A 23,500-nucleotide genomic window follows, 5' to 3' on the forward strand; every position below is an offset into this window, starting at 1 on the left:
ACCATGCTGCAACCGAAGAAAACCAAATACCGCAAGGCGTTCAAGGGCAAGATCCATGGCAACGCCAAGGGCGGCACCACGCTGAACTTCGGGTCCTATGGCCTGAAGGCGATGGAACCGGAACGGATCACCGCGCGTCAGATCGAAGCTGCGCGTCGTGCGATCACCCGCCACATCAAGCGTCAGGGCCGTCTCTGGATCCGCGTCTTCCCCGATGTGCCGGTGTCCAAGAAGCCTGCCGAAGTCCGTCAGGGTAAGGGCAAGGGTTCGATCGAATACTGGGCCGCTCGCGTGAAGCCGGGCCGTATCCTGTTCGAACTGGACGGCGTTGCCGGTCCGCTGGCCGCTGAAGCGTTCGAGCGCGCAGCTATGAAGCTGCCGATCAAGACCAAGGTTGTTGCCCGTCTGGGTGACGCATCGCACCTCGGAGGCGAATGATGGCCAAGACTGAAGACCTGCGCCAGAAGTCGGACGACCAGCTGGCCGAAGAGCTGACCACGCTGAAGCGCGAGCAGTTCAACCTCCGCTTTCAGGCGGCAACGAACCAGCTCGAGGCTCCGGCCCGCATCCGCGAGGTTCGCCGCACGATCGCCAAGATCAAGACGCTGCAGAGCGAGCGTTCGCGCTCGGCTGAAGCGAAGGCTTAAGGAGTAGACCATGCCCAAGCGTATCCTGATCGGGACCGTCACCTCCGACAAGACCGACAAGACCGTTACCGTGCTCGTCGAGCGCAAGGTGAAGCATCCCCTCTACGGGAAGATCATTCGCCGCTCGAAGAAGTACCATGCTCATGACGAGAAGAACGAGTTCACGCTCGGCGACGTCGTGCGCATCGAAGAAACCAAGCCGATCTCCAAGACCAAGACCTGGCAGGTGATCGATCGCGTTACCGCAGGCGGCACGCAGGCTGTCGAGGCTGACCTCGAAGTCGAAGCCGCAGGTAACTGAAGCAAGTTTGACGTAGGAACTGCCGGGCACTCGTCCCGGCAAGCCATTGAGAAGGAAACGGATCGATGATCCAGATGCAATCCAATCTCGACGTCGCGGACAACAGCGGCGCAAAGCGCGTCCAGTGCATCAAGGTGCTGGGTGGCTCTAAGCGCCGGACTGCCTCCGTTGGCGACGTGATCGTGGTTTCCGTGAAGGAAGCTCAACCGCGCACCAAGGTGAAGAAGGGCGATGTCCATCGCGCTGTCATCGTGCGCACGAAGAAGGACGTACGCCGCCCCGATGGCAGTGTGATCCGCTTCGACAGCAATGCCGCGGTGCTCGTGAACAAGAGCGAAGAGCCGATCGGTACCCGTATCTTTGGCCCGGTGGTTCGCGAACTTCGCGGTCGCGGGTTCATGAAGATCATCTCGCTTGCTCCGGAGGTGCTGTAATGGCTGCCGCTAAGATCAAGAAGGGTGACAGCGTCGTCGTCCTGTCCGGCAAGGACAAGGGCAAGACCGGAACCGTCGCGAAGGTCATGCCCAAGGACGGCAAGGTCGTCGTAGAAGGCGTCAACGTCGCAGCGCGTCACCGCAAGCCGACCCAGCAGAACCCGCAGGGTGGCATCGATCGCTTTGAAGCGCCGATGGCTCTCAGCAAGGTTGCGCTGGCCGATCCGAAGGATGGCAAGCCCACCCGCGTCCGTTTCGAAGAGAAGGACGGCAAGAAGGTGCGCGTTGCCGTGAAATCCGGGGAGACCATCGATGGCTGATTACACGCCTCGCATGAAGCAGCGCTACGACGACGAAATCGTCAAGGCGATGACCGAGAAGTTTGGCTACAAGAACCGCCTTGAAGTTCCCAAGCTGGAAAAGATCACACTCAACATGGGTGTGGGCGAAGCCAGCCAGGACAAGAAGAAGGTCCAGACTGCAGCTGAAGAAATGGCTCTGATTGCCGGGCAGAAGCCGGTAATCACGAAAGCCAAGAAATCCATCGCGCAGTTCAAACTGCGTGAAGGCATGCCGATCGGGTGCAAGGTTACCTTGCGTCGCGAACGCATGTACGAGTTCATGGATCGTCTCGTGACCGTGGCCATGCCACGTATTCGCGACTTCCGTGGCCTCAACACCAAGTCGTTCGACGGCCGTGGCAACTATGCCATGGGCCTGAAAGAACAGATCATCTTTCCCGAGATCAGCTACGACCAGATCGACAAGGTCCGGGGGATGGACATCATTGTAACCACAACGGCGAAAACCGATGACGAAGCTCGCGAGCTTCTGAAGCTGTTCGGCTTCCCGTTCCCGACTGAAAAGTCGGAAGAGAAGGAGGCGGCGTGAGCCGCTAGTAGAGGAACTTAAGTCCAATGGCGAAACTGAGTTCGATCAACAAGAACGAGCGTCGTAAGAAGCTCGTCAAGCAGTATGCGGACAAGTACGCGAAGCTGAAAGCTATCGCGAACGATGAAAGCCTCGATGAAGGCGAGCGTCTTATCGCACGCCTCAAGATGGCTGAACTGCCGCGCAACGCTAACCCGACCCGGGTGCGTAACCGCTGCTCCACCACCGGCCGCCCGCGCGGCTATTACCGCAAGTTCGGCCTCAACCGCATCGAACTGCGTGACCTCGGCAACAAGGGCCTGATTCCGGGCCTGACCAAGTCGAGCTGGTGAGGTAAAGACAGATGGCTATGACCGATCCCCTGGGTGATATGCTCACCCGCATCCGCAACGGCCAGCGTGCGAAGAAGGACAGCGTCCTTTCGCCCGCCAGCAAGCTGCGTGCAAACGTTCTCGAAGTGCTTCAGCGCGAAGGCTACATCCGTGGCTACAGCGAAGATTCTTCGGGCAAGCACCCTGCGCTGCGGATCGAACTGAAGTATTTCGAAGGCGAACCTGCAATCAAGCATGTCGCTCGTGTTTCCAAGCCTGGCCGTCGTGTCTATTCGGGTTCGAAAGAACTCCCGATTGTGCGTAACGGTCTCGGCATCACCATCGTCTCGACGCCGAAGGGCGTTCTTTCGGACGCCGAAGCGCGCACCGAAAATGTCGGTGGCGAAGTGCTGGCGGAGGTCTTCTGATGAGCCGCATCGGTAAAAGGCCGGTAGCGATCCCAAGCGGGGTCACTGCCAATATCGACGGTGACACGCTTAATGTGAAGGGGCCGAAGGGCACCTTGGCATTGGGACTGTCCGACCTGATCGAGTACAAGCTGGAAGATGGCGAGATTTCGGTCAAGCCTGCCAACGATACTCGCGCCGCCCGTAACCACTGGGGAATGCAGCGTACGCTGGTTTCTAACCTGGTCGAAGGTGTAACCGAAGGTTTCACCAAGGTGCTGGAAATCACCGGTGTCGGTTATCGTGCACAGGCGCAGGGCAAGAAGCTGAAGCTTCAGCTCGGCTATTCGCACGATGTCGATCTCGATGTGCCCGAAGGTCTTGAAGTGAAAACGCCGGACCAGACGACCGTGGAGATTTCAGGTATCGACAAGCAGGCCGTTGGCCAGTTTGCCGCCGAGGTCCGCCGCTGGCGCAAGCCCGAACCTTACAAGGGCAAGGGTATCAAGTACCGCGGCGAGTATATCTTCCGCAAGGAAGGGAAGAAGAAGTAAGATGGCAAAGCTCTCTCTCTTTGAACGCCGCCGCCGTCGCGTCCGCACTGCGCTTCGCAACGTGTCGGGTGGCAAGCCCCGCCTGTCGGTGCACCGCACCGGCCAGCACATTTACGCGCAGATCATCGACGATGCTGCGGGCAAGACCGTTGCCGCTGCTTCGACGCTCGGCGTGAAGGGCTCGGGTGCAAATGTCGATGCCGCCAAGAAGGTTGGCAGCGACATTGCCGCTGCGGCCAAAAAGGCTGGCGTGACCACTGTCGTGTTCGATCGCGGCGGCTTCCTGTTTCATGGCCGCGTCAAGGCGCTGGCCGACGCCGCCCGTGAAGGCGGGCTGGAGTTCTGATGATGGCTGACGAAAACAAGAACGAAGAAACCGTGACCGCGGAAACGCAGAATGCGGTAACCAACGAGCAGCCGGCTGTTGCCGATACGCCGTCCGAAGCCGCTGACAATCAGTCTGCCGCTCAGGGCGACGAAGGTCAGCCTCGCCAGGGCCGCGGCCGTGGTGGCAATCGCGAAGGCGGCCGCGGCCGTGGTCGTGGTCGTCGCGACGATCGCCGCCAGCGCGAGGAAGAAGACGACGGCATCATCGAGAAGCTCGTCCACATCAACCGCGTCAGCAAGACGGTGAAGGGCGGTAAGCGCTTCGGTTTCGCTGCACTTGTTGTTGTGGGTGATGGCCAGGGCCGCGTCGGCTTCGGCAAGGGCAAGGCTCGCGAAGTACCCGAAGCGATCAGCAAGGCGACTGCCGCTGCCCGCAAGAAGATGATCCGTGTCGCTCTGAAGGAGGGTCGGACCCTTCATCACGACGGCAAGGGTCACTTCGGCGCCGGCAAGGTCACCGTGCGTACGGCACCTGCAGGTACCGGTATCATCGCCGGTGGTCCGATGCGCGCCGTGTTCGAAAGCCTCGGCGTTGCCGACGTGGTGACCAAGTCGGTCGGCACCTCGAACCCCTATAACATGATCCGCGCCACTTTCGACGCCTTGCAGGACCAGACTTCGCCGAAGTCGGTCGCGCAGCGTCGCGGCAAGAAGGTTGCAGACCTTCTAGGCCGTGGTGGCGCTTCGGAGGCAGAGGCTGAAGCCGATGCCGCCGCTATCGCGGAGTAAGTTCGATGGCTGACAAGAAGAACACCATCAAGATCAAGCAGGTCGGTTCGCCGATCCGCCGTCCTGAAAGCCAGCGCAAGATCCTCATCGGTCTCGGGCTGAACAAGATGCACAAGATCGTCGAGCGCCAGGACACCCCCGAGGTGCGTGGCGCAATCGCTAAGATCCCGCATCTGGTGACTGTGGTCGACTGATCGAGCAGGTTTAACAATTTGACGGGAGCGGCCTGCTGCGATAGCGGGCCGTTTCCATTTTTACAGCGCGAACAAAAGCGAAAGCGAGTGCACTATGAAACTTAATGAGATCCGCGACAATTCCGGCGCACGTAAGGTCCGCATCCGTGTGGGCCGTGGTATCGGTTCGGGTAAAGGCAAGACCGGTGGCCGTGGCCAGAAGGGCCAGAAAGCCCGTTCGGGTGTTGCCATCAAGGGCTTCGAAGGCGGCCAGATGCCGCTTCACATGCGCCTGCCAAAGCGCGGGTTCAACAACCCGTTCGGCAAGGACTACGCAGAAGTGAACATCGGCATGGTCCAGAAGTTCATCGATGCGAAGAAGCTCGATGAGAAGGCCGTGCTCGACCATGAGACGCTTCGCGCGGCCGGCCTGGCTCGCGGCGGCAAGGATGGCGTTCGTCTCCTTGGTAAGGGTGAGCTCAAGGCCAAGGTCAGCTTCAAGGTTGCCGGTGCATCCAAGGGTGCAATCGAGGCAGTCGAAAAGGCTGGTGGCAAGGTCGAAGTGATCGCGGCAGACAAGCCCGAACATGAAAAGAAGGCTGCTCGCGCCGAAGCCAACAAGGCGAAGAAGGCAAAGTAAGCGGGAAAAATTCGGGGGGCGGGGTTCGACATTCCGCCCCCCGTTCCCTATCTAGCCTTCCTGTGCCGGGAGGGACCGGCGCCAATTCAGGATTGAACAGATTCCCATGGCATCACGCGCCGACAATATCGCGAGCAATATGAGCCTCGCCAATTTTTCCAAGGCCACCGAACTCAAGAACCGTATCTGGTTCACGATCGGTGCTTTGATCGTCTTCCGCTTCCTCAGCTTTGTTCCGCTGCCTGGCGTGAACCCGCTGATCCTGAGCGATCTCTACGATCAGACGCGCGGCGGGATTCTCGACCTCTTCAATACATTTTCGGGCGGTAGCCTGGAGCGCATGAGCCTCATCGCGCTTGGCGTCATGCCCTATATTACGGCGTCGATCGTCGTGCAGCTCGCTGCTGCATTGCATCCATCGCTTGCGGCCCTCAAGAAGGAGGGCACCGTCGGACGGCAGAAGCTCAACCAGTACACTCGGTACGGAACGGTGTTTCTTTGTGCCATCCAGGGCTGGTTTCTAGCTTCCGGTCTGGAAAGCTTCGGTGCGCAGAGCGGGATGCAGGCAGTGGTCGATCCGGGCGTGATGTTCCGTATCGGTGCGGTCATCAGCCTGGTCGGCGGGACGATGTTCCTGCTGTGGCTGGGTGAACAGATTACCAGTCGCGGGATTGGTAACGGCGTATCGCTGATCATTATGGCAGGGATCGTGGCGCAGTTCCCGACCTTTGTATCCAACCTTGGTTCGGGATATTCCGAAGGCTCGATCGCTACGGGCATCATCGTCGGTCTGATTGCCATGGTTGTAATCCTGATCCTCGGGATTTGCTTCATGGAGCGTGCGCAGCGCCGTCTGCTCATCCAGTATCCGAAGCGGGCAACGCAGCGCGGCATGATGCAGGCTGATCGTTCGCATCTGCCGCTCAAGCTCAACACCGCAGGCGTCATTCCTCCGATCTTTGCCAGTTCGCTTTTGCTGCTGCCGCTGACGATCACCCAGTTTGCCGGTAACTCGGTCGATACCGATAGCGCAGCTGGCGGCTTTCTGCAGTCGGTATTGCAGTATCTGCAACACGGCCAGCCACTTTATATGACGCTGTATGCCCTCGGGATCATCTTCTTCTGCTTCTTCTACACCGCGATTGTGTTCAATCCGGAAGAGACGGCTGACAATCTGAAGAAGAACGGCGGGTTCATCCCTGGCATTCGTCCCGGCAAGCGGACTGAAGAATATCTCGATTACGTTCTGACGCGTATCACGGTCATTGGCGCGATCTACCTGACGATCGTCTGTGTCCTGCCGGAATACATGATCGCACAGACCGGCGTTCCGCTGTTCCTCGGCGGCACCAGTCTGCTGATTGTCGTGAACGTGACCGTCGATACGATCAGCCAGATCCAGTCGCATCTGCTGGCTCACCAGTATGGCGATCTGATCAAGAAAGCGAAGTTGAAGGGACGCCTGCGCTAAGGCACGTCAGGCGCGAAGGGGACTTTACGCAATGGATATCATCCTCCTTGGGCCCCCGGGCGCGGGTAAGGGAACACAGGCACAGCGATTGGTGGAGCATCATGGAATGCGCCAGCTGTCGACTGGGGACATGCTCCGCGAAACCCGCAAGGCCGATAGCGAACTTGGTCGCAAGGTGTCCGACATCATGGATTCCGGCGGATTGGTATCGGATGAGATCGTATCCGCAATGATCGACGCCAAACTTGGCGAGATGGGCCCGGAGATGGGTGCCATTTTCGATGGCTACCCGCGCACGGCAGCGCAGGCCGAGCAACTGGATGAAATTCTCGCGAAGCATTATCGTCAGCTCGATCATGTGATCGAGTTGGAGGTCAATGAAGACGCACTCGTTGAGCGGATCACCGGGCGTTACACTTGTGCCAATTGCGGCGCTGGCTATCACGACGTCTTCCATCTTCCCGCGAAGGAAGGTGTTTGTGACAAATGTGGCTCCACGGAATTCAAGCGTCGTCCGGATGACAATGAAGAGACCGTACGCACGCGCATGCAGGAATACCGTGGCAAGACAGCACCGATCCTGCCCGGATATGAAGCTCGTGGAATTGTAAGCCGTGTCGATGGCATGGCGTCGATTGAAGACGTCACGCACGCCATAGACTCGATTTTGTCCCGCTAATCGGCGGGCGTACCTCACTCCAGAATATGCGTCAGCTTCGCGCTTGGAATGGCGAAAGAGCGAGGGTGGGCGCCGTGCGTAGCTCGCTGCTTGCGCGGGGTGCAAAATCCCGTACCCCATAACCTTCGAACATCGCGACTCCATCCTCCGGGGGGACTATCAGGTCTGCATGGCCTGGGGAGCGGGGAAACCTAACTGAATGTACCCGTTGAGTGTGTTCGGGATCACGAGTTCACGTGATCTTGTTTGCACAAGATGGGAGATGCAATTGGCGTCCGTTTACGACCGGCATGTAGATCTGGATACGTTCATGGAAGGCGTGAAAAAGCGCAATCCAGGGCAGGAAGAGTTCGTTCAGGCCGTCCAAGAGGTCGCGCAGGACGTCTACAGTTTCATCGAAGACAAGGAGGAGTATCACGAGGCGCAGATCCTGCGCAGGATCGCGGAACCCGATCGCATCGTAAGCTTCAGGGTCTGCTGGGAGGATGACGATCAGAATGTCCGCGTCGAGCGTGGCTGGCGAGTGCAGAACAACAATGCCATCGGACCATACAAGGGTGGGATCCGCTTTCATTCGAGCGTAAACGAAAGCGTGCTCAAGTTTCTGGCTTTCGAGCAGACCTTCAAGAATTCTCTCACCGGCCTGCCTCTGGGCGGGGGTAAGGGCGGATCGAATTTCAATCCGAAAGGGAAAAGCGATCATGAGGTCATGCGCTTTTGCCAGAGTTTCATGACCGAGTTGCATCGCCACATCGGCCCTGATGTCGATGTGCCGGCGGGTGATATCGGCGTCGGTTCGCGCGAGATCGGTTACATGTTCGGCCAATACAAGCGGATCACCAATCGGTGGGAGGGCGTGCTGACCGGCAAGGCCACCGAGTATGGCGGTTCGCAAATGCGGCCGGAGGCGACCGGGTATGGCGCGGTATATTTCCTGCGCAATATGCTTTCCCATGCTGATCAGGAGATCGAGGGAAAGACGGCGGTCATTTCCGGCGCGGGGAATGTCGCAATCCACGCCGCGGAAAAGCTCGTTCAACTGGGCGGGAAGGTCCTGACGTTATCGGACAGCGGCGGCTTTATCTACGATCCCGACGGCCTTGATCAGGAAAAAATCGATTGGGTTAAGCGCCTTAAGAACGAGAGGCGCGGACGTATCAGCGAATATGCGGACGAATATCCCGAAGCGACCTATCATGAGGATGAACAGCCATGGAGCGTCGAATGCGACGTGGCCCTGCCGTGCGCCACCCAGAACGAGCTGGATGAAAGCGCTGCAAAGTTGCTTTTGAAGAACGGATGTATCGCCGTTTCCGAGGGAGCCAATATGCCGACCACGCTAGAAGGCGTGAAGGCATTTCACGACGCGAAGATCATGTACGGTCCTGGCAAGGCTGCAAACGCTGGTGGCGTCGCGGTCTCCGGCCTCGAGATGAGCCAGAACTCCGAACGGGTCAGCTGGAACCACGAGCGTCTGGGCGAAGAACTGGCCGAACTGATGGACGGCATTCACGACAAATGCGTCGAATTCGGTGAAGCGGACGGATATGTCGATTATGTCCGCGGGGCGAATATCGCCGGCTTCAAGAAGGTCGCAGACGCCATGCTCGCGTTCGGAGTGGTGTAAGAAACTTTGACCGTGCCGATGGGATTGGCTAAAAGGGTTGAACTATCAGGCGGGCCGCCCATATCGGCGGCCTTGTCGTCACGTGCGCGCAGGGTGCTTGACGCTGTTGGCGAATCCTCCTAAGCGCGCGTTTCATTCGACATTTCGGTGTGTCCGGCAGGCGGTAGCTATTCGTGCGCCATCCGGACTTTTGTTTCAGGCAAGACCCGTGGATGTCGGTGTGTTTAGCGATGAGATGGGGCTGCGGCATCAGCCGCCCCTGTGGAGCATGGAGAAGTAAGTGGCTCGTATTGCCGGGGTAAATATCCCCACCAACAAGCGCGTTATTATCGCGCTCACCTATATTCACGGTATCGGCCGTTCAAAGGCCGTCGAAATCGCCGACAAGCTTGGCATTGATCACTCGCGCCGGGTTCAGGATCTTTCCGACGAGGAAGTTCTTCGCGTTCGTGAAACGATCGATGCAGACTTCACTGTCGAAGGCGACCTGCGTCGTGAAACCGCGATGAACATCAAGCGGCTCATGGACCTCAAGTCCTTCCGTGGCTTGCGTCACCGTGCCGGTCTGCCCGTTCGTGGCCAGCGCACTCACACCAACGCCCGTACCCGTAAGGGCAAGGCCAAGCCGATCGCCGGCAAGAAGAAGTAAGCCTGGGGTAACCCAGCGCTTTTCCCTTCTTGAGAGAATGTAAGGAAGAATAACCATGGCACGCGAACCCGGCCGCGTTAGGCGCCGCGACAAAAAGAACATTTCGAGCGGCGTTGCGCATATCAACGCCAGCTTCAACAACACCATGATCACCATCACAGATGCGCAGGGCAACGCGATTAGCTGGTCCAGCGCAGGCATGATGGGCTTCAAGGGTAGCCGCAAGTCGACTCCCTATGCTGCCCAGGTCGCCGCCGACGACGCGGGCCGCAAGGCTGCCGAGCATGGTGTGCGCACGCTGGAAGTCGAAGTAAAGGGCCCGGGCTCGGGTCGTGAAAGTGCGCTGCGCGGTCTCGCTGCAGTCGGTTTCACCATCACGTCGATCCGCGACGTGACGCCGATCCCGCATAACGGGGTTCGCCCGTCCAAGCGTCGTCGCGTCTGATCCGTACCTGCCTGGCGGCTCGCTAGCGGGCCGCCGACACACCCTCACGGACCGGACGCTCTATCGAAGAGCGCCGGTCCTGCCCGCATCCGAACCAGGGGATTTTCATGTCCGTCAATATTAAGAACTGGCAGGAACTCAAGAAACCCAGCGTCCTTGACATCAAGGATACCGGCGACAAGGCCCGCAAGGTTACCTTCGTGGCCGAACCGCTCGAACGTGGCTTCGGCCTAACGCTCGGCAATGCGCTGCGCCGCGTGCTTCTCAGCTCGCTTCAGGGCGCTGCGATCACCTCGATCAAGATCGAGAACGTCCTTCACGAATTCAGCTCGCTCGCTGGCGTGCGCGAAGACGTTACCGACATCGTCCTCAACGTGAAGCAGATCGCGCTGAAGATGGAAGGCGAGGGCATGAAGCGCCTTCAGCTTTCCGCAACCGGCCCTGGCGAAGTCAAAGCCGGCGACATCGCTGTTTCCGGCGATATCGAGGTGATGAACAAGGATCTCGTGATCTGTCACCTCGACGAAGGTGCGACCCTCAACATGGAACTGACGGCAGACACCGGTAAGGGTTACCGCCCTGCCGTGATGAACCGTCCCGTGGACGCGCCGATCGGTCTGATCCCTGTCGACAGCCTGTATTCGCCGGTTCGCCAGGTGAGCTACAAGGTCGAGAACGCCCGCGTCGGGCAGGAACTCGATTACGACAAGCTTTCGCTGACGATCGAAACCGATGGCACAGTCACTCCGGAAGATGCTGTGGCATATGCCGCGCGCATCCTTCAGGACCAGTTGACGCTGTTCGTCCACTTCGAAGACGGTATCCCGCAGCCGACTTCGGCGATGATCGGTCAGGCAGCCGAACCTCAGGAAAGCGACACCAACCAGCTTAATCGTTATCTTCTCAAGAAGGTCGACGAGCTGGAACTGTCGGTCCGTTCGGCAAACTGCCTCAAGAACGACAACATCATCTACATTGGCGACCTGGTTCAGAAGACCGAAGCCGAGATGCTCCGTACGCCGAACTTCGGCCGCAAGTCGCTCAACGAGATCAAGGAAGTGCTCTCGTCGATGGGTCTGCGCCTCGGCATGGACATCCCTGGCTGGCCGCCAGAAAACATCGAGGAAATGGCCAAGAAGCTCGAACAAGAGCTGCTGGGCTGACACCTCGCATGGGGCATGGGCCGGACCCCTCAATCCGGCCCGTATCGGGCTACCTAGAACGGGCCCCCTACGAACGAAGAAAGAACTGAAATGCGTCACAAGATTTCCGGCCGCAAGCTCCAGCGCAAGACTGGCCACCGTAATGCGATGTTCCGCAACATGGCGGCCGCTCTGATCAAGCACGAGCAGATCATGACCACGCTGCCCAAGGCGAAGGAAATGCGTCCCTACATCGAGAAGCTGATCACGCTGGCAAAGCGTGGCGGCCTTTCGAACCGCCGTCTTGCGATGAGCCGCCTGCAGGACGAAACGCAGCTCAAGAAGCTGTTCGACGTTCTGGCGGAACGCTATTCGGATCGTGAAGGCGGTTACACCCGCATCATCAAGGCTGGCTATCGCGGCAGCGACGCCGCCCAGATGGCTGTGATCGAATTCGTCGAGCGCGACGAAGACGCAAAGGGCCAGGATTCGGGTCCGGTTGAAAGCGAAGAAGAATTCGAAGACGCGTAAGGCGCGCTTCGAAATACGAAACAAGCGGGGCCGGGAGGGAAACCTCCCGGCCCTTTTGTTTTGCACGGGCCTTCAGCCGTGCCACAAGGCGGGGATGATCAGACATGCCCTTGCAGCAACCGCCCTTCTCGCCGCAACCCCGCTTGCCGCCCAGTCGAAAACGCAGGATGAACTCGACGCTCGCTACGATCGTGCTCTGGCCGCCGGGTACAAGGCGCTGTTCCTGTGCAGCGCGCTGAGTAGTGATGCAGCACATCTGCGGCGCAGCGAGACTTCGGTGAACGAATACGAACTTTCCGGCATTCAGGAGCCGCTCGATGGGTTCATGCCGGAACTTACGCAAAGCATCGCGCGCGGGAGCGATGGCGCGCTCGACTATGTCGCGGTCCCCTGGGCCGACGACATGTCGCCGCGCGTCGCTGCTTATCGCCAGGGAAATGGCTGTGCGCTGCTTCCGATCGGTGCCGCTCTACCCGATAGCGAGGCTGTCCGCTCGACGCGAATCGACAGGGTCGGCGATCCTAATGTCTATCCGCTTCGCGACGCTATCGCGCCGGCCACCACGCGCGCGGCCGAGGCGGCTCTGAGAGAAACCTACGGCGAGGGGACCCGGACAACGGCGGTGATGGTCCGGCAGGACGATCGCACCCGTGGGGAAGCCTATGCCCAGGGATACGACGCGGATTTGCCGCAGCGCACCTGGTCGGTCGCCAAGAGCCTCGCGGCCACGCTGATCGGTGCGGCGGTCCAGCGCGGCGAAGCGGATGTCGCAGCTTTTGCCGGGCTCGGGCTCGACGATAGCGACCCGCGGCGGGCGATAACTATCGACCATTTGCTGCGAATGGCCTCGGGCCGCTATTCGGACACGCCGGGCAACCGCACCGATCCGCTTTACTTTGGCGGCGCGACGGTGGGCGAGGTGGCGCTCGACTGGCCGCTGCTCAATCCGCCGGGCACGATCTATCGTTACGCCAACAACGACACGCTGGCTGCGGTCAAAGCGATCGAGGAAACGTTCGACAGGCATCCGCCGGCCGGACTGTTCGAAACGCTCGGCATGCACTCGACCGTGGCTGAGACCGATTGGCAGGGTGACTACATCCTTTCCAGCCAGGTCTGGACCAGTTCCGCCGACCTTGCCCGCTTCGGCCAGCTCTATCTCGACGATGGAATGCGCAACGGCGTCCGCATTCTGCCCGAAGGGTGGGTCGATTATGTCTCCGCTCCCTCCGGGCCGCAGCCCGATGGTCCCTTTGGTTATGGCGCAGGGTTCTGGTTGCTCAACAATTCCGAGGGCGTTCCGGCCGATACGTTCGCGGCCATGGGCAATCGCGGGCAGTTCGTCGTCATCGTTCCCAGCATGAACACGGTGATCGTGAGAAGGGGAGAGGATCCGCCCGGTGCGCGGTTCGATATCGCGGCCTTCACCCGCGATGTACTTGTTTCTCTTGAAAAATAGCCATTCAGGAAAGTGCGGCAATTCCTGAACGGTGACTGTCGCTAGAGTTCAGCCGGACCTCACCGCGAATCATCTAGAACCTCTTCGACAGCCGAGGCAGTCCCGCCGCGGCCCAATGAGGAGGACCTCGAGATGAAAACATTTGCAAAGACGTTCGCGAAGGGTGGGATCGCAACGGCAGCCGTGGGTGCCATGGCACTCGCAGGGGCGACCCCCGCGCAGGCTCGCGGCCACGACGATGGCATTTCCGTCGGCGAAGTGATTGCCGGTGCCGTCATCATCGGCGGTATTGCAGCGGTCGCCAGCGCCGCCAGCAGGGACCGCGACTATTATCGGGGCGACCGCTATTATCGCGACGGCCGATATTACAACAACGGCAACGACTACCGTCGCAACGCTTATGCAAGCAGAGGCAACCCGCGTGCTGCCGTAGAGCGCTGTGTCAACGCTGCGAGGAACGATGCCCGGCGCTACGGTTATCGTCATGCCCAGGTTACGGAAATCCGCGATGTCGATGACACTCGATATGGCTGGAAGGTGAAGGGCCGGATGGTCGTCGATGGCAGTTATGCCGGTGGGCGTTATGACCGTTATGGCTATCGTGACCGGAACAATCGCTATCAGCGCTGGAATGACCGTGACAGTGGCAATTTCACCTGCCGGATAGAACGCGGACGCGTTGCCGATCTCGACTTCAGCGGCATCCGCGGGCTGCGGTAATTCACGAAATATACCACTATGGCGGTTCAGGCATCGTTTAGCCTGAACCGCCTAACTCCGCATCATCAGCAATTGCGCGTTTAGGTGGGGCGCGCCGAAGGGGTATCGGACATGCCGTCCATTAAATCCGTTTCTGTCGTACCAGCACTTCTGGCCGTCGTATCAATGACGGCCATGCCCGCCCAAGCAGCCGAACTGCCGCAGGTCGGACCGGTGCACGTTGCACAGGCCATCAGCCCGGCTTGGGCACCAGGCGACGACACGGCCGATCAATACCGGCGCTACAGGCACCGCCGCCATCGCGGCGTGGATGCTGGCGATGTGATTGCAGGCGTTTTGATCCTCGGCGGAATTGCCGCGGTGGCGAGTGCTGCAAATAGTTCGCGTGATCGAAATCCACGCTATCCTGATCCTCAGCGCGGCGATTATCGTTATGACGACACCCGCGGGCTGGACCGTGCGGTGAGTATCTGTGTGGACGAGATCGAGCGTAATGCGCGTATTCAAACCGTCGATGCGGTCAATCGCAACGCGCGTGGGTGGAGCGTAACCGGTTCAATGTATGATGGGCAAAGCTTCAGTTGTTCGATCGGCGAAAACGGGCGGATCGATGCGATCGACTACGGCCGCGGCGGTGCTACCTACGGAAATGGCTATTCCGATGGCGGATATGGCTACGAGGCAAACAATGGTATCGACGATCGGCAGTATAGCGATGATTACTATGCCGCCGCACGAGCACGCACTGAAAGCGCCGTACCAGCCTATCCCGGTGGGCCGTTGCCGGGTGAAGAGGACCAGTCGTACGGCGCAGCCGATATCGAATACGGTAACGGCTATCAGGGCGCGGGAAATTAATCCCGTCCGTAGGCAGGCAGGGCCAGGTTCCATCTGATTGCAGCGAGCCGCAGGCCATATCCGGCGGCCGTCGCACCCACCCAGACCCACTCGCGCACCAGGCCCACCAGATCGCCAAGCACATTGGTGGTGGCTGAAAGGGCGGCGGCCGTGACATAAAGTTCAGGCCGCATGAGGATCGATGGTCGGCCAGCTATGACGTCGCGAATGATGCCGCCCACACAGCCGGTTATAACTCCCATCAGTATAGCAGGGGTGGGCGGTAGACCATATTCGAGTGCTTTGGCGGACCCGAGAACTGCATAGGCAGACAGACCAAGTCCGTCCGCGACCGAGAGGAAGCGCCCCCCCCACCAGCGGGTAGGCGTAAACCAGGCGAACAGCGCCATCGCCAGACAGATGGCCGCAACCCAAGCATCATGAATCCAGAATACCGGTGCCCCGATCAGAAGGTCACGGACCGTGCCGCCGCCAACGCCGGTGATCAGGGCAAAGAAGGCGAGCGTAACGAAGGTTTGTCTCTCCTTCGCCGCTACCAAAGCGCCGGTAAGAGCAAAGATGGCCACACCGGCAAGATCCAGCCAGTCGAGCAGGGGGGTAAGAACTTCGGAATTCACGATGCAGCCATACGCGATTTTCGGCGACGAAACAGCAGCACGCAGCCGAACAGCGATCCAATGACCGACAGGACGGCAAAGAGTATCAGGATCGGATGATGCGTATCCTCGCGCGTTTGCAAGTCCATGATGTGCAACCCCCACACGAAGTCGAACGTACGCCACCATTTCGTCCGGACCGCTTCTATCTGCCCCGTTTCCGTTCCGACGTAAACGTGCGTCCCGTCATTCAGGACGACTTGCCAAACCGGCAAGGCACGACGGAAATCGAGCGGCACCGCTTCCGCTTCGAAACGGGCCGTGCTGGCAACTTGGTCACCACCGTCGATGCCGTCGGCCACAATCAGGCGAGCCTCGACTTCAGACAACGGACCCATAGGACTGCCGTCGGGCCGGAAGCGGGCTGTCTTGCCGTCCATGTAGGTGATGCGGGTGGTAGCTTCGCCGCGTTCCACCTGCGTGGTTACCGATCGTACCGGACCTGTACTTTCAGCCGGCAGCGACACGGCAATTTGCGTATTGGCGGGCAGGGCGCGTTCTGGAACATGTTTGCGCAGATGGTTGCCGCGGACTTCCTCTATGGGTTTCGCCACCATGACGAGGCCGGTAATCGTCCACATCAGAATGGGCGCCCCCACCAGCCATCCGAGCCAGATGTGCAATTTGGCCAAGCGCTTCATCGCGCGCTGCTGTCCCATCTTGCGAAGGCTCCCTAGCCGTGGATGATTGTGCCGATGGCTTCTGCCGCGGCGATGCAATCGAGGTCGGCCCACCTGCGCGATATGACCTGCAGTCCGCAAGGTAGGCCCCCGCTTTCGCCCACAGGAAGAACGGTGGCGGGAAGGTTCGGATAAGTCGCCAGCCCGGCCCAGCACAGCGCCGCTCCCCCAGGCTGTTCCGCTCCGTTTATGGTCATGGTCCCATCGAAGACGCGGCCATCGCGGTGCGGGACCGCGAGAACAGGTGCGGGCGGGGCAAGGACGAAATCGTAATTATCGAAAAGGGTATGCCACGCGTTCTCATTGCGGGTTTGCGCATCGAGCATGTCGAACCAATCTGTTGCGCTGGCCCGCTCACCGTTGGGTCCAGGCATGCCGCGAGCCATGGCTACATTGAGCATCCGCATATACTCAGCCTGTTGCCGTGCTAGATCGGGGAGCAGTTCGCTTTTGCGGTCGATGGTTACCCCGGCCCCTTCCAGTACTGCTGCCGCCGCCTCGATCGGAGCCTGCACCGAAATGTCGGTTGGGCAGGACGGGTGTTCGGTGAGAAGGAGGATCCGACAGTCCCGCAGCGTCTTCTCCATCCTCCGCAGCGGAACGGTTTGTGTCAGTTGCAACAGCAGGCGAAGATCGGCGGCGTTGCGGGCAAGCGGGCCAGCGATGGACAGCGCACCATCATGGGCATCACCGCCGCTCATGGAAGGGTGATCGTGTCCCTGTTTTGAGATGAGACCCCAGCTCGTCTTGTGACCCCAAACTCCGCAGAAATGGGCAGGAACGCGCACCGATCCGCCGATATCGGTGCCGTATTCACACGGTACCATGCCGCTTGCGACGGCCGCAGCCGAACCACCCGAGGACCCACCTGGCGAGCGCTCATGGTCATGGGGGTTGTTGGTACGGCCATAGACCGGGTTATTTGATTGCCAGTCGGCCAGATCGGGCGGCACATTTGTCTTGCCCAGGAAGATGGCGCCCGCAGCCTTCAACTGGCTGACCACTCTGGAATCGCGAGATGCTATGTTGTCGGCATAGGCCTCATGACCCCAGCTGGTGGGAAGCCCTTCGATATCGAAGCTTTCCTTGATTGTCATGGGAACGCCGAACAAGGGGCGTTCACGCGCCGAACGATCATCCGTCATCGCCTTAGCCCGATCCCGCGCCCGGTCGAAATCTGTCACCACCACGGCGTTGATGTGCGCATCAAGACGCTCGATCCGCGCGATGGTCGCCTCCACCGCGTCGAGCGGGGACATCTCGCCCCGGCGCATCGTTTCTGCAAGTTCGATAGCACCGGGATTGTCGGTCAGCGTCGGGTAAGCCATGATGTCTCCTCTTGGGTCGGCAATGTCGGATAAGCCGACCCCGCGGTCAATCGCCCACTTGCGCGGGACACATGGCCGCCGCATGACGTTGCGCTGATGTCATAAAGATAATTCTGGAGGACCGATCATGCGTCGCGCCATTCTTCCCCTACTGCTCGCCAGTGCGGCCTGCACCCCTGTTGCCAATGATGCTCCGGTCATGTCTGCCGATGCACCCCCCGCTGCCGCGTCCGATGGTTATGATCTCCAGGCCCAGTATGCGAAGCTGGCCGTCATCGAAATGGCACCGGACACATCTTACCTGACTGCGGAAGAACGCGACGTCGTCAATCTGCTGATCCAGGCCAGCGGCTATATGGACGAGATATACCTGCGCCAGCGCTTCGCCGCCAACCCGCAGGTTCGTCAGGCCATCTCGCGCAGCCGCCGTGCCGATCGGGACCTGCTGTTGACCATGTTCGACCGGTATTACGGCGCGTGGGACGATCTCGACGAGTTTCATCCCTTCTGGGGCACAGAGCCGCTGCCCGAAGGGGCCGGCTTCTATCCCACCGATCTGACCCGTGAAGAATTCGATGCTTATCTGACGGCTCATCCTGCACAGAAAGACGAATTGCTGGCCCCGTATACCGTGGTGAAGCGCGAGGGCGATGGGCTGGTCGCTGTCCCTTATTCGGTGGAATATCGCGAGTGGCTAGAACCTGCTGCCAAACTCTTGGAACAGGCTGCCCAGCGTACGAGCAACCCGAGCCTCAAGAAATTCCTGACGTTGCGTGCCGCCAGCTTCCTGTCCGACGATTACTACGAAAGCGAAATGGCGTGGATGGACTTGGCCGACACGCCGATCGAAGTCGCGATTGGACCCTACGAGGTCTATACCGACCGCCTGTACGGTACAAAAACCGCCTTCGAAAGCTTCGTCACGCTGCGCAATCCCGAAGAGAGCGCCGCTTTGGCGAAATACAAGAATTACCTGCGCGATATGGAAGGCAACCTTCCGATCGAGGATCGATACAAGAATTTCCAGCGAGGCTTCGAAAGCCCCATCGCGGTGGCCGATCAGATCCACGGTGGGGGCGACAATGTACCAGGCGTACAAACCATCGCTTTCAACCTTCCCAATGACGAGCGGGTGCGCGAAGCCAAAGGTGCCAAGAAGGTCATTCTCGCCAACGTACTCGGCGCGAAATACGAACGCATTCTGGATCCTATCGGCGATGTCGTGCTGAAGCAGGATCAGGCCGCGCTGGTCGCGAAGAAGTACATGGAACTGGAAACGCTGTTCCATGAACTGTCCCACAGCCTCGGGCCCGGTACAATTACCAAGGATGGCCGCCAGACGACGGTGAACGAGGAATTGAAGGAACAGTATTCGGCGCTGGAAGAGAGCAAGGCGGACGTCATGGGCGTCTGGAACATTCTCTTCATGATGGAGAAGGGCGAAATCCCCGCTGCCGAGAAGCAGCAACTTTATGCTAGCTATTTCGCCGGTATTTTCCGCGCGATGCGCTTCGGAATCGACGAGGCACACGGCAAAGGCGCAGCATTGCAATACGGGTATCTCAAGGAAAAGGGTGCGTTCACTTGGGATGCGGCTGCCAATCGCTACATCGTCGATTATGCAAAAATGGAAGCCGGTCTGCGCGACCTTTTGCACGACCAGCTGATGCTGCAGGCGAATGGCGATTACGAAGGGACCAAGGCGTTCTTCGCTCGTTATGCCAAGCTCGACGATTGGGCGCGCGGACGTTTCGCCGCAATGAGCGATATTCCAGTCGATATTCAGCCGATCTACCCCAGCGAAGTGTAGATAGCCGTCAACGGGGGGCGAGGATCACCGATGCGGTGCCCGTCCCCCAGACTGGCAAATACAGGCCCTGTCCCGCCGCCTTCAGGCGTCCGGTCTTCACCTCGTCGATCTGCGCACGAATGACGACATCGCCTTCGCGCTTGGTATCGATGGCATTGGCGATCTTGGCCATCAATTCGTCGTAATCTTCTTCGAAATTCTGCGTCAGAGCAGTCGCAATGGTTTGTGAAAACCCGGGCGAATTGGCAATCTGCAACAGGAAATCGGTGGTGTCGCGATCGGTGTCGCCGGTAATTTCGAGGTTGGAAAAACTAACCTTGCGAGAGCCAGGTTCGTTGACGGGGAGGGCGGTCAGCCAAACCTGGCCCGTCGCATCGCCGAACTTTTCGTCGGCTCGGGCTGCCTTGAAAGTCAGGCCCAGAGCGATGCGGTTTCCGGTAGTGCCATAGGCAACGACCTGTCCGAACCTTGCGTTGACCGGCCCGATCCCGGGCACTTCGAATGGCCGCGCGGACCGTTTGACCAAAGCCTTCGCTACCACCGGCTCGAGTTGCTTGTAATCTGCGATGACGGGGATGAAGAACTGCATCTTGCCAGGCTGCTCTTCGAGCTTTGCAAGTGGCGGCAAGGGTTTGCGCTTTGGGTCTGGCTGACGCTTGCCGACGAAGGTCTCGGTCACCGCCTTCATGCCCAGTCGCAACTCCATGCGTTTGCCGCGCAGCGTGTAGCCGCCGTAATAGAGTTGTTCGGGCACGATCCGCATCCAGACCGGCGGGTTCGTCTCGTTAAGCTGGAGGGATGTGAAGGCTTCGCCCCATAGGCGTTGGATATCTTCCCGCAGACCCAGCTTCGCCAGTTCCTGCGGCAAATTGCGTTCCAGGCGCGCGATCACGGGTTTCAGTTTGGCGTCCGCGTCACTGGTGAACTCGATACGCTGACCGAGGAAGTCGACGTGGGGTTCGTCGGTCCAGTCGTACTGGATGTCGACCTTGCCCTGCGGGTTCCATTGGCTGTCGATCGAAAGCCGGGCGACGACGCGCACCCTGGCATCTCCCGTTGCGGTTTCCTGCTTGAGGATACCGGCAATATCCTGCGCCTTGATTTCGGCGTGGATTGGCATCGTCAGGATGATGTCGCGTCCGCGACCGTCGATCGTAACGCGTCCGCGTGTCACAGTGCCCACGATATCGCATTTGATGGTGGGGGTCTTGAGCTTGACGAAGGCCACCTTGACCTTTTTCGACGCGGCGCAGGTCTGGTCCTTGCGGTCGATGGTCCACAAGGTTCGCGGTATCTCTTTCGACATCTGCGTTTCGAGCGCGGTCAGATCGGCAGTTACGGGTACTGCGACGAGCGAACTTCGAGGTTCGATGTCGATAGTATCCGTAGCGCGCGGAGGCGGTTCGAAATCCGGCTCCCGGCTGCAGCCGACCAGCGCCATTGCGCTACAGCTTGCGGCGATCGCCAAGTGCCTGATTTTCATGCTCGATCGCCCCGATGCCCTGTTGCGCAAATCTGCGGCATGGATGGGGTATCGGCAAGCGGAAAGTTTATCGGGACGATCCCATGGGGAACAATGCCAATCCATATCCGAGGATTGCCGAGGCACCGTAGCCGATGAGCGGGAAAGGATAGTTCGATACAAGAGCAGCGATGGAGAAGCCGGCAAATGATCCGGCAAGGGCGAAGCGCTGGCTGACCGTTCCGCTGCGAAGTCCGGCGAGCAGCGCGACCGTGCCCAGCAGGGCGACCAGAATGCCGACTGCCAACCACAGCGAAACCTGAGCAGCGTCGACCAGAATACGTTCCACGTACGGCTGGGCGGGGAGTTCGCCGCGAACCAGCATGGACAGGCTTGCCAGGAAGGCTGCAAACGCGATGCAGCCTGTCGCCCAGTGGGGCCGCGCCACATAGAGCCCGATAGCGGCACCGGTTACGGCCAGACCAGTGCCGGCATCGGGTTGGAAGAAGACCGCCACCAACGCCGCGACCAACGCTATCTTGCCGGGCCCCTTACCCTCTGCGGCTATAACACTGATGGCGGGCAGGACAAGCAGCCCGGCATGGAGCAGCAGCGGGCCGATCGGCAGCCAGCGCGCGATGCCATTGATCGCAACGCCGGTGAACAGGGGGACGAATAATAGCACGACCAGTGCGACAAGGATCGGCAGCCGATGCTGGCGTTGCACGCGCGCCTTGCCGAAAGCCATCAGCGCTATCGACAGCAGCAGGGCTGTCGCATTCACGAGCAGGTAGCTCCTTGGAGCACCTGCAAGCAGCAGATAGGTCAGCCCGGCAAGCGAGGGTATGGCGAGTGCCGGAATTGTCGACACTCGCGCAGACATTCAGATTCTCGCCCCGACTGTCACAACGGCGATCAGATGTGGATCGGCTTGCCCTGAACCGCCATCGCCGCTTCCTTGATCGCTTCGGAATGCGTCGGGTGGGCATGGCAAGTGTAAGCGATGTCTTCGCTAGTCGCGCCGAATTCCATGGCCTGTGCGGCCTGTGCAATCATGGTGCCGGCGACGCTTGCGATGCACCACACGCCCAGAACGCGATCGGTTTCCGCATCCGCGACGATCTTCACGAAACCATCGGGTTCATGATTGGTCTTGGCGCGGCTGTTGGCCATCATCGGGAACTTGCCGACCTTGACCTTGGCCTTGTCGCCCAGCTTCTCGACCGCTTCGTCCTGCGTCAGACCGACACCGGCGAATTCGGGCCATGTGTAAACAACACCCGGGATGATATCGTGGTTCACGATACCGGTCTGGCCGGCGATGTTTTCGGCACAGGCTATGCCTTCGTCTTCCGCCTTATGGGCGAGCATCGGACCGGGGACGACATCGCCGATGGCCCATACGCCATCGACCTTGGTGCGGAAATCGTGATCGGTTTCGATCTGGCCGCGCGTGTTCACTTCGAGCCCGATCGCGTCGAGGCCGAGGCCTTCGGTGTTCGGACGGCGACCGATCGAAACCAGCACACAATCCGCTTCCAGCGTTTCTTCGTCGCCGCCGGCAGCCGGTTCGAGCATCAACGTGGCTTTCGAACCATCGACGGTGCACCCGGTGACCTTGGTCGACAGCCGCAGTTCCATGCCCTGCTTCTTGAAGATCTTGGCCGCTTCCTTGCGAACATCGTCATCCATACCCGGCAGCAGCTTGTCGAGATATTCGACAACGATGACCTCGGCACCAAGACGACGCCAGACCGATCCGAGTTCCAGGCCGATCACGCCGCCGCCGATGACGACCATCTTCTTGGGTACGGCCTTGAGTTCGAGAGCGCCGGTGGAATCGACCACCACCTGCTTTTCATTGTCGACTTCGACACCCGGCAGGGGGGTAACGGAAGAACCGGTGGCGATGATCACATTCTTGGCGGTGACCGTTTCATCGCCGACCTTGACCGTATGGGCATCCTGGAAAGTGGCATGGCCTTTCTTCCAGTCGACCTTGTTCTTCTTGAACAGGAATTCGATCCCGCCTGTCAGACCTTTCACCGCGTCGCGGCGCTGTGCGTGCATGGCGTCGAGATTGAGCTTGGGCGTAACCTCGATGCCCATTTCCTTCATCGTGCCGTTACTGGCCGCGTCGAAGTATTCAGAGGCGTGCAGCATGGCCTTGGAGGGAATGCAGCCGACGTTGAGGCAGGTGCCACCGAGCGTCTCGCGGCTTTCGGCGCACGCCGTCTTCAGGCCGAGCTGGGCTGCACGAATTGCGGCAACATAGCCACCCGGGCCAGCACCGATGACGAGGACGTCGTAGTCGTATTCTGCCATGATTCGTCTCTGTTAACTTTCGTTGCGTCGCAGACATGGACCGGGTGTTACACGGTCCAAGGGGTAAAAACGGTCCGGGGTGAGCGGACGCAAATCGCAGGTGCCGACCAGATCAAGCGAGTGGGTCATGGCTGGCATCATGGCACTTTTGCCAGTCTGTAGGACAGCCTTTCGCACACACGCA

General features: G+C 59.7%; 30 protein-coding genes. 24 read left to right on the top strand and 6 right to left on the bottom strand.

All coding sequences use genetic code 11. The features are described from left to right. The first annotated feature begins 3 nt into the window (after positions 1-3). The 23 genes from rplP to KYK83_RS03785 all read left to right on the top strand — a co-directional run bounded on the left by rplP (position 4) and on the right by KYK83_RS03785 (position 15,055). Positions 4-438 carry a 50S ribosomal protein L16 gene (rplP, locus tag KYK83_RS03675; RefSeq protein WP_103023201.1) on the top strand — a complete coding sequence of 145 codons (435 nt, stop codon included), beginning with the start codon at positions 4-6 and terminating at the stop codon, positions 436-438. Continuing rightward, positions 438-647, top strand: coding sequence for a 50S ribosomal protein L29 (rpmC, locus tag KYK83_RS03680; RefSeq protein ID WP_067464826.1), 210 nt, complete (start codon positions 438-440; stop codon positions 645-647). Before rplP ends, rpmC begins: the two co-directional genes overlap by 1 nt. A gap of 10 nt (positions 648-657) precedes the next feature. After that, on the top strand, positions 658-948 hold the full coding sequence (gene rpsQ / locus KYK83_RS03685) for a 30S ribosomal protein S17 (protein WP_067690112.1): 291 nt from the start codon (positions 658-660) through the stop codon (positions 946-948). A 65-nt stretch (positions 949-1,013) separates the two neighbouring features. Next, positions 1,014-1,382 (top strand): 50S ribosomal protein L14, encoded by a 369-nt coding sequence (gene rplN, locus KYK83_RS03690; protein WP_067464754.1) that lies wholly within the window; start codon positions 1,014-1,016, stop codon positions 1,380-1,382. Beyond that, a complete protein-coding gene (gene rplX, locus KYK83_RS03695; protein WP_103023202.1) occupies positions 1,382-1,702 on the top strand; it encodes a 50S ribosomal protein L24 in 321 nt (106 codons plus the stop codon). Before rplN ends, rplX begins: the two co-directional genes overlap by 1 nt. Next, positions 1,695-2,273: a 50S ribosomal protein L5 gene (rplE, locus tag KYK83_RS03700; protein ID WP_103023203.1), complete on the top strand. Its 579-nt coding sequence runs from the start codon at positions 1,695-1,697 to the stop codon at positions 2,271-2,273. Before rplX ends, rplE begins: the two co-directional genes overlap by 8 nt. 26 nt (positions 2,274-2,299) lie before the next feature. Continuing rightward, positions 2,300-2,605, top strand: coding sequence for a 30S ribosomal protein S14 (gene rpsN / locus KYK83_RS03705; RefSeq protein WP_103023204.1), 306 nt, complete (start codon positions 2,300-2,302; stop codon positions 2,603-2,605). An 11-nt stretch (positions 2,606-2,616) separates the two neighbouring features. Next, positions 2,617-3,012, top strand: coding sequence for a 30S ribosomal protein S8 (gene rpsH, locus KYK83_RS03710; protein ID WP_103023205.1), 396 nt, complete (start codon positions 2,617-2,619; stop codon positions 3,010-3,012). Then, on the top strand, positions 3,012-3,545 hold the full coding sequence (rplF, locus tag KYK83_RS03715; RefSeq protein WP_103023206.1) for a 50S ribosomal protein L6: 534 nt from the start codon (positions 3,012-3,014) through the stop codon (positions 3,543-3,545). The genes rpsH and rplF overlap by 1 nt, the downstream gene beginning before the upstream one ends. Position 3,546: 1 nt before the next feature. Next, positions 3,547-3,891 carry a 50S ribosomal protein L18 gene (rplR, locus tag KYK83_RS03720; protein WP_103023207.1) on the top strand — a complete coding sequence of 115 codons (345 nt, stop codon included), beginning with the start codon at positions 3,547-3,549 and terminating at the stop codon, positions 3,889-3,891. 2 nt (positions 3,892-3,893) lie between these two features. Continuing rightward, on the top strand, positions 3,894-4,661 hold the full coding sequence (gene rpsE / locus KYK83_RS03725) for a 30S ribosomal protein S5 (RefSeq protein ID WP_375247061.1): 768 nt from the start codon (positions 3,894-3,896) through the stop codon (positions 4,659-4,661). Between the two features lie 5 nt (positions 4,662-4,666). Then, positions 4,667-4,855: a 50S ribosomal protein L30 gene (gene rpmD / locus KYK83_RS03730; RefSeq protein WP_103023209.1), complete on the top strand. Its 189-nt coding sequence runs from the start codon at positions 4,667-4,669 to the stop codon at positions 4,853-4,855. Positions 4,856-4,949: 94 nt separating this feature from the next. Continuing rightward, the gene (rplO, locus tag KYK83_RS03735) at positions 4,950-5,474 is read left to right on the top strand and encodes a 50S ribosomal protein L15 (protein WP_103023210.1); all 525 of its coding nucleotides are present in this window, start codon (positions 4,950-4,952) and stop codon (positions 5,472-5,474) included. A gap of 106 nt (positions 5,475-5,580) precedes the next feature. After that, positions 5,581-6,945, top strand: a complete 1,365-nt coding sequence (gene secY / locus KYK83_RS03740; protein WP_103023211.1) for a preprotein translocase subunit SecY — start codon at positions 5,581-5,583, stop codon at positions 6,943-6,945. A gap of 31 nt (positions 6,946-6,976) precedes the next feature. Beyond that, positions 6,977-7,624: an adenylate kinase gene (locus KYK83_RS03745; RefSeq protein WP_222827232.1), complete on the top strand. Its 648-nt coding sequence runs from the start codon at positions 6,977-6,979 to the stop codon at positions 7,622-7,624. A 262-nt stretch (positions 7,625-7,886) separates the two neighbouring features. After that, positions 7,887-9,251 carry an NADP-specific glutamate dehydrogenase gene (gene gdhA / locus KYK83_RS03750; protein WP_103023213.1) on the top strand — a complete coding sequence of 455 codons (1,365 nt, stop codon included), beginning with the start codon at positions 7,887-7,889 and terminating at the stop codon, positions 9,249-9,251. Between the two features lie 280 nt (positions 9,252-9,531). Further along, complete coding sequence (gene rpsM, locus KYK83_RS03755; protein ID WP_103023214.1) at positions 9,532-9,900, top strand: 30S ribosomal protein S13; 369 nt, start codon at positions 9,532-9,534, stop codon at positions 9,898-9,900. A 55-nt stretch (positions 9,901-9,955) separates the two neighbouring features. Next, the gene (rpsK, locus tag KYK83_RS03760; RefSeq protein ID WP_006831904.1) at positions 9,956-10,345 is read left to right on the top strand and encodes a 30S ribosomal protein S11; all 390 of its coding nucleotides are present in this window, start codon (positions 9,956-9,958) and stop codon (positions 10,343-10,345) included. Between the two features lie 107 nt (positions 10,346-10,452). Next, positions 10,453-11,508, top strand: coding sequence for a DNA-directed RNA polymerase subunit alpha (locus KYK83_RS03765; RefSeq protein WP_103023215.1), 1,056 nt, complete (start codon positions 10,453-10,455; stop codon positions 11,506-11,508). Positions 11,509-11,598: 90 nt separating this feature from the next. Beyond that, the gene (rplQ, locus tag KYK83_RS03770; RefSeq protein ID WP_103023216.1) at positions 11,599-12,018 is read left to right on the top strand and encodes a 50S ribosomal protein L17; all 420 of its coding nucleotides are present in this window, start codon (positions 11,599-11,601) and stop codon (positions 12,016-12,018) included. A gap of 94 nt (positions 12,019-12,112) precedes the next feature. Further along, entirely contained in the window at positions 12,113-13,477 is a 1,365-nt protein-coding gene (locus KYK83_RS03775) for a serine hydrolase domain-containing protein (protein WP_222827233.1), read from the top strand. Between the two features lie 132 nt (positions 13,478-13,609). After that, the gene (locus tag KYK83_RS03780; protein WP_103023218.1) at positions 13,610-14,197 is read left to right on the top strand and encodes a hypothetical protein; all 588 of its coding nucleotides are present in this window, start codon (positions 13,610-13,612) and stop codon (positions 14,195-14,197) included. A gap of 111 nt (positions 14,198-14,308) precedes the next feature. Then, positions 14,309-15,055, top strand: a complete 747-nt coding sequence (locus KYK83_RS03785; protein WP_222827234.1) for a hypothetical protein — start codon at positions 14,309-14,311, stop codon at positions 15,053-15,055. Here the strand turns inward: KYK83_RS03785 and KYK83_RS03790 are convergent. Genes KYK83_RS03790 through KYK83_RS03800 form a run of 3 tightly spaced genes read right to left on the bottom strand, consistent with a single transcriptional unit; the run spans position 15,052 to position 17,719 of the window. Further along, positions 15,052-15,672, bottom strand: a complete 621-nt coding sequence (locus tag KYK83_RS03790; protein ID WP_103023219.1) for a trimeric intracellular cation channel family protein — start codon at positions 15,670-15,672, stop codon at positions 15,052-15,054. The genes KYK83_RS03785 and KYK83_RS03790 overlap by 4 nt on opposite strands. Beyond that, positions 15,669-16,370: a PepSY domain-containing protein gene (locus KYK83_RS03795; protein ID WP_222827235.1), complete on the bottom strand. Its 702-nt coding sequence runs from the start codon at positions 16,368-16,370 to the stop codon at positions 15,669-15,671. The genes KYK83_RS03790 and KYK83_RS03795 overlap by 4 nt, the downstream gene beginning before the upstream one ends. 14 nt (positions 16,371-16,384) lie before the next feature. Next, a complete protein-coding gene (locus KYK83_RS03800; RefSeq protein WP_222827236.1) occupies positions 16,385-17,719 on the bottom strand; it encodes an amidase family protein in 1,335 nt (444 codons plus the stop codon). A 127-nt stretch (positions 17,720-17,846) separates the two neighbouring features. On the opposite strand from KYK83_RS03800, the gene KYK83_RS03805 reads away from it, so the two are divergent. Continuing rightward, a complete protein-coding gene (locus tag KYK83_RS03805; RefSeq protein ID WP_222827237.1) occupies positions 17,847-19,529 on the top strand; it encodes a dipeptidyl-peptidase 3 family protein in 1,683 nt (560 codons plus the stop codon). Positions 19,530-19,536: 7 nt separating this feature from the next. On the opposite strand, the gene KYK83_RS03810 is transcribed toward KYK83_RS03805, so the two are convergent. The 3 genes from KYK83_RS03810 to lpdA all read right to left on the bottom strand — a co-directional run bounded on the left by KYK83_RS03810 (position 19,537) and on the right by lpdA (position 23,316). Then, a complete protein-coding gene (locus KYK83_RS03810) occupies positions 19,537-21,012 on the bottom strand; it encodes a DUF4403 family protein (RefSeq protein ID WP_222827238.1) in 1,476 nt (491 codons plus the stop codon). Positions 21,013-21,079: 67 nt separating this feature from the next. Next, entirely contained in the window at positions 21,080-21,874 is a 795-nt protein-coding gene (locus KYK83_RS03815; RefSeq protein ID WP_222827239.1) for a hypothetical protein, read from the bottom strand. Positions 21,875-21,906: 32 nt separating this feature from the next. Further along, a complete protein-coding gene (gene lpdA / locus KYK83_RS03820; protein WP_222827240.1) occupies positions 21,907-23,316 on the bottom strand; it encodes a dihydrolipoyl dehydrogenase in 1,410 nt (469 codons plus the stop codon). Positions 23,317-23,500: the final 184 nt, after the last annotated feature.

The organism is Qipengyuania pacifica, assembly GCF_019857205.1.
GTDB classification, from domain to species: Bacteria; Pseudomonadota; Alphaproteobacteria; order Sphingomonadales; family Sphingomonadaceae; genus Qipengyuania; species Qipengyuania pacifica.

Bases quoted from the DNA above. Each gene is read 5' to 3' on its own strand.
- rplR (WP_103023207.1), top strand. From the start codon at position 3,547: ATGGCAAAGCTCTCTCTCTTTGAACGCCGCCGCCGTCGCGTCCGCACT.
- secY (WP_103023211.1), top strand. From the start codon at position 5,581: ATGGCATCACGCGCCGACAATATCGCGAGCAATATGAGCCTCGCCAAT.
- KYK83_RS03805 (WP_222827237.1), top strand. From the start codon at position 17,847: ATGCGTCGCGCCATTCTTCCCCTACTGCTCGCCAGTGCGGCCTGCACC.
- rplX (WP_103023202.1), top strand. From the start codon at position 1,382: ATGGCTGCCGCTAAGATCAAGAAGGGTGACAGCGTCGTCGTCCTGTCC.
- KYK83_RS03775 (WP_222827233.1), top strand. From the start codon at position 12,113: ATGATCAGACATGCCCTTGCAGCAACCGCCCTTCTCGCCGCAACCCCG.
- KYK83_RS03815 (WP_222827239.1), bottom strand. From the start codon at position 21,874: ATGTCTGCGCGAGTGTCGACAATTCCGGCACTCGCCATACCCTCGCTT.
- rplQ (WP_103023216.1), top strand. From the start codon at position 11,599: ATGCGTCACAAGATTTCCGGCCGCAAGCTCCAGCGCAAGACTGGCCAC.
- rpmC (WP_067464826.1), top strand. From the start codon at position 438: ATGGCCAAGACTGAAGACCTGCGCCAGAAGTCGGACGACCAGCTGGCC.
- rpsN (WP_103023204.1), top strand. From the start codon at position 2,300: ATGGCGAAACTGAGTTCGATCAACAAGAACGAGCGTCGTAAGAAGCTC.
- rplF (WP_103023206.1), top strand. From the start codon at position 3,012: ATGAGCCGCATCGGTAAAAGGCCGGTAGCGATCCCAAGCGGGGTCACT.
- rpsE (WP_375247061.1), top strand. From the start codon at position 3,894: ATGGCTGACGAAAACAAGAACGAAGAAACCGTGACCGCGGAAACGCAG.
- KYK83_RS03800 (WP_222827236.1), bottom strand. From the start codon at position 17,719: ATGGCTTACCCGACGCTGACCGACAATCCCGGTGCTATCGAACTTGCA.
- rpmD (WP_103023209.1), top strand. From the start codon at position 4,667: ATGGCTGACAAGAAGAACACCATCAAGATCAAGCAGGTCGGTTCGCCG.
- KYK83_RS03780 (WP_103023218.1), top strand. From the start codon at position 13,610: ATGAAAACATTTGCAAAGACGTTCGCGAAGGGTGGGATCGCAACGGCA.
- rpsQ (WP_067690112.1), top strand. From the start codon at position 658: ATGCCCAAGCGTATCCTGATCGGGACCGTCACCTCCGACAAGACCGAC.
- rpsK (WP_006831904.1), top strand. From the start codon at position 9,956: ATGGCACGCGAACCCGGCCGCGTTAGGCGCCGCGACAAAAAGAACATT.
- rplN (WP_067464754.1), top strand. From the start codon at position 1,014: ATGATCCAGATGCAATCCAATCTCGACGTCGCGGACAACAGCGGCGCA.
- KYK83_RS03810 (WP_222827238.1), bottom strand. From the start codon at position 21,012: ATGAAAATCAGGCACTTGGCGATCGCCGCAAGCTGTAGCGCAATGGCG.
- KYK83_RS03785 (WP_222827234.1), top strand. From the start codon at position 14,309: ATGCCGTCCATTAAATCCGTTTCTGTCGTACCAGCACTTCTGGCCGTC.
- KYK83_RS03765 (WP_103023215.1), top strand. From the start codon at position 10,453: ATGTCCGTCAATATTAAGAACTGGCAGGAACTCAAGAAACCCAGCGTC.
- rplO (WP_103023210.1), top strand. From the start codon at position 4,950: ATGAAACTTAATGAGATCCGCGACAATTCCGGCGCACGTAAGGTCCGC.
- rplP (WP_103023201.1), top strand. From the start codon at position 4: ATGCTGCAACCGAAGAAAACCAAATACCGCAAGGCGTTCAAGGGCAAG.
- lpdA (WP_222827240.1), bottom strand. From the start codon at position 23,316: ATGGCAGAATACGACTACGACGTCCTCGTCATCGGTGCTGGCCCGGGT.
- KYK83_RS03745 (WP_222827232.1), top strand. From the start codon at position 6,977: ATGGATATCATCCTCCTTGGGCCCCCGGGCGCGGGTAAGGGAACACAG.
- KYK83_RS03795 (WP_222827235.1), bottom strand. From the start codon at position 16,370: ATGGGACAGCAGCGCGCGATGAAGCGCTTGGCCAAATTGCACATCTGG.
- rplE (WP_103023203.1), top strand. From the start codon at position 1,695: ATGGCTGATTACACGCCTCGCATGAAGCAGCGCTACGACGACGAAATC.
- rpsH (WP_103023205.1), top strand. From the start codon at position 2,617: ATGGCTATGACCGATCCCCTGGGTGATATGCTCACCCGCATCCGCAAC.
- gdhA (WP_103023213.1), top strand. From the start codon at position 7,887: ATGCAATTGGCGTCCGTTTACGACCGGCATGTAGATCTGGATACGTTC.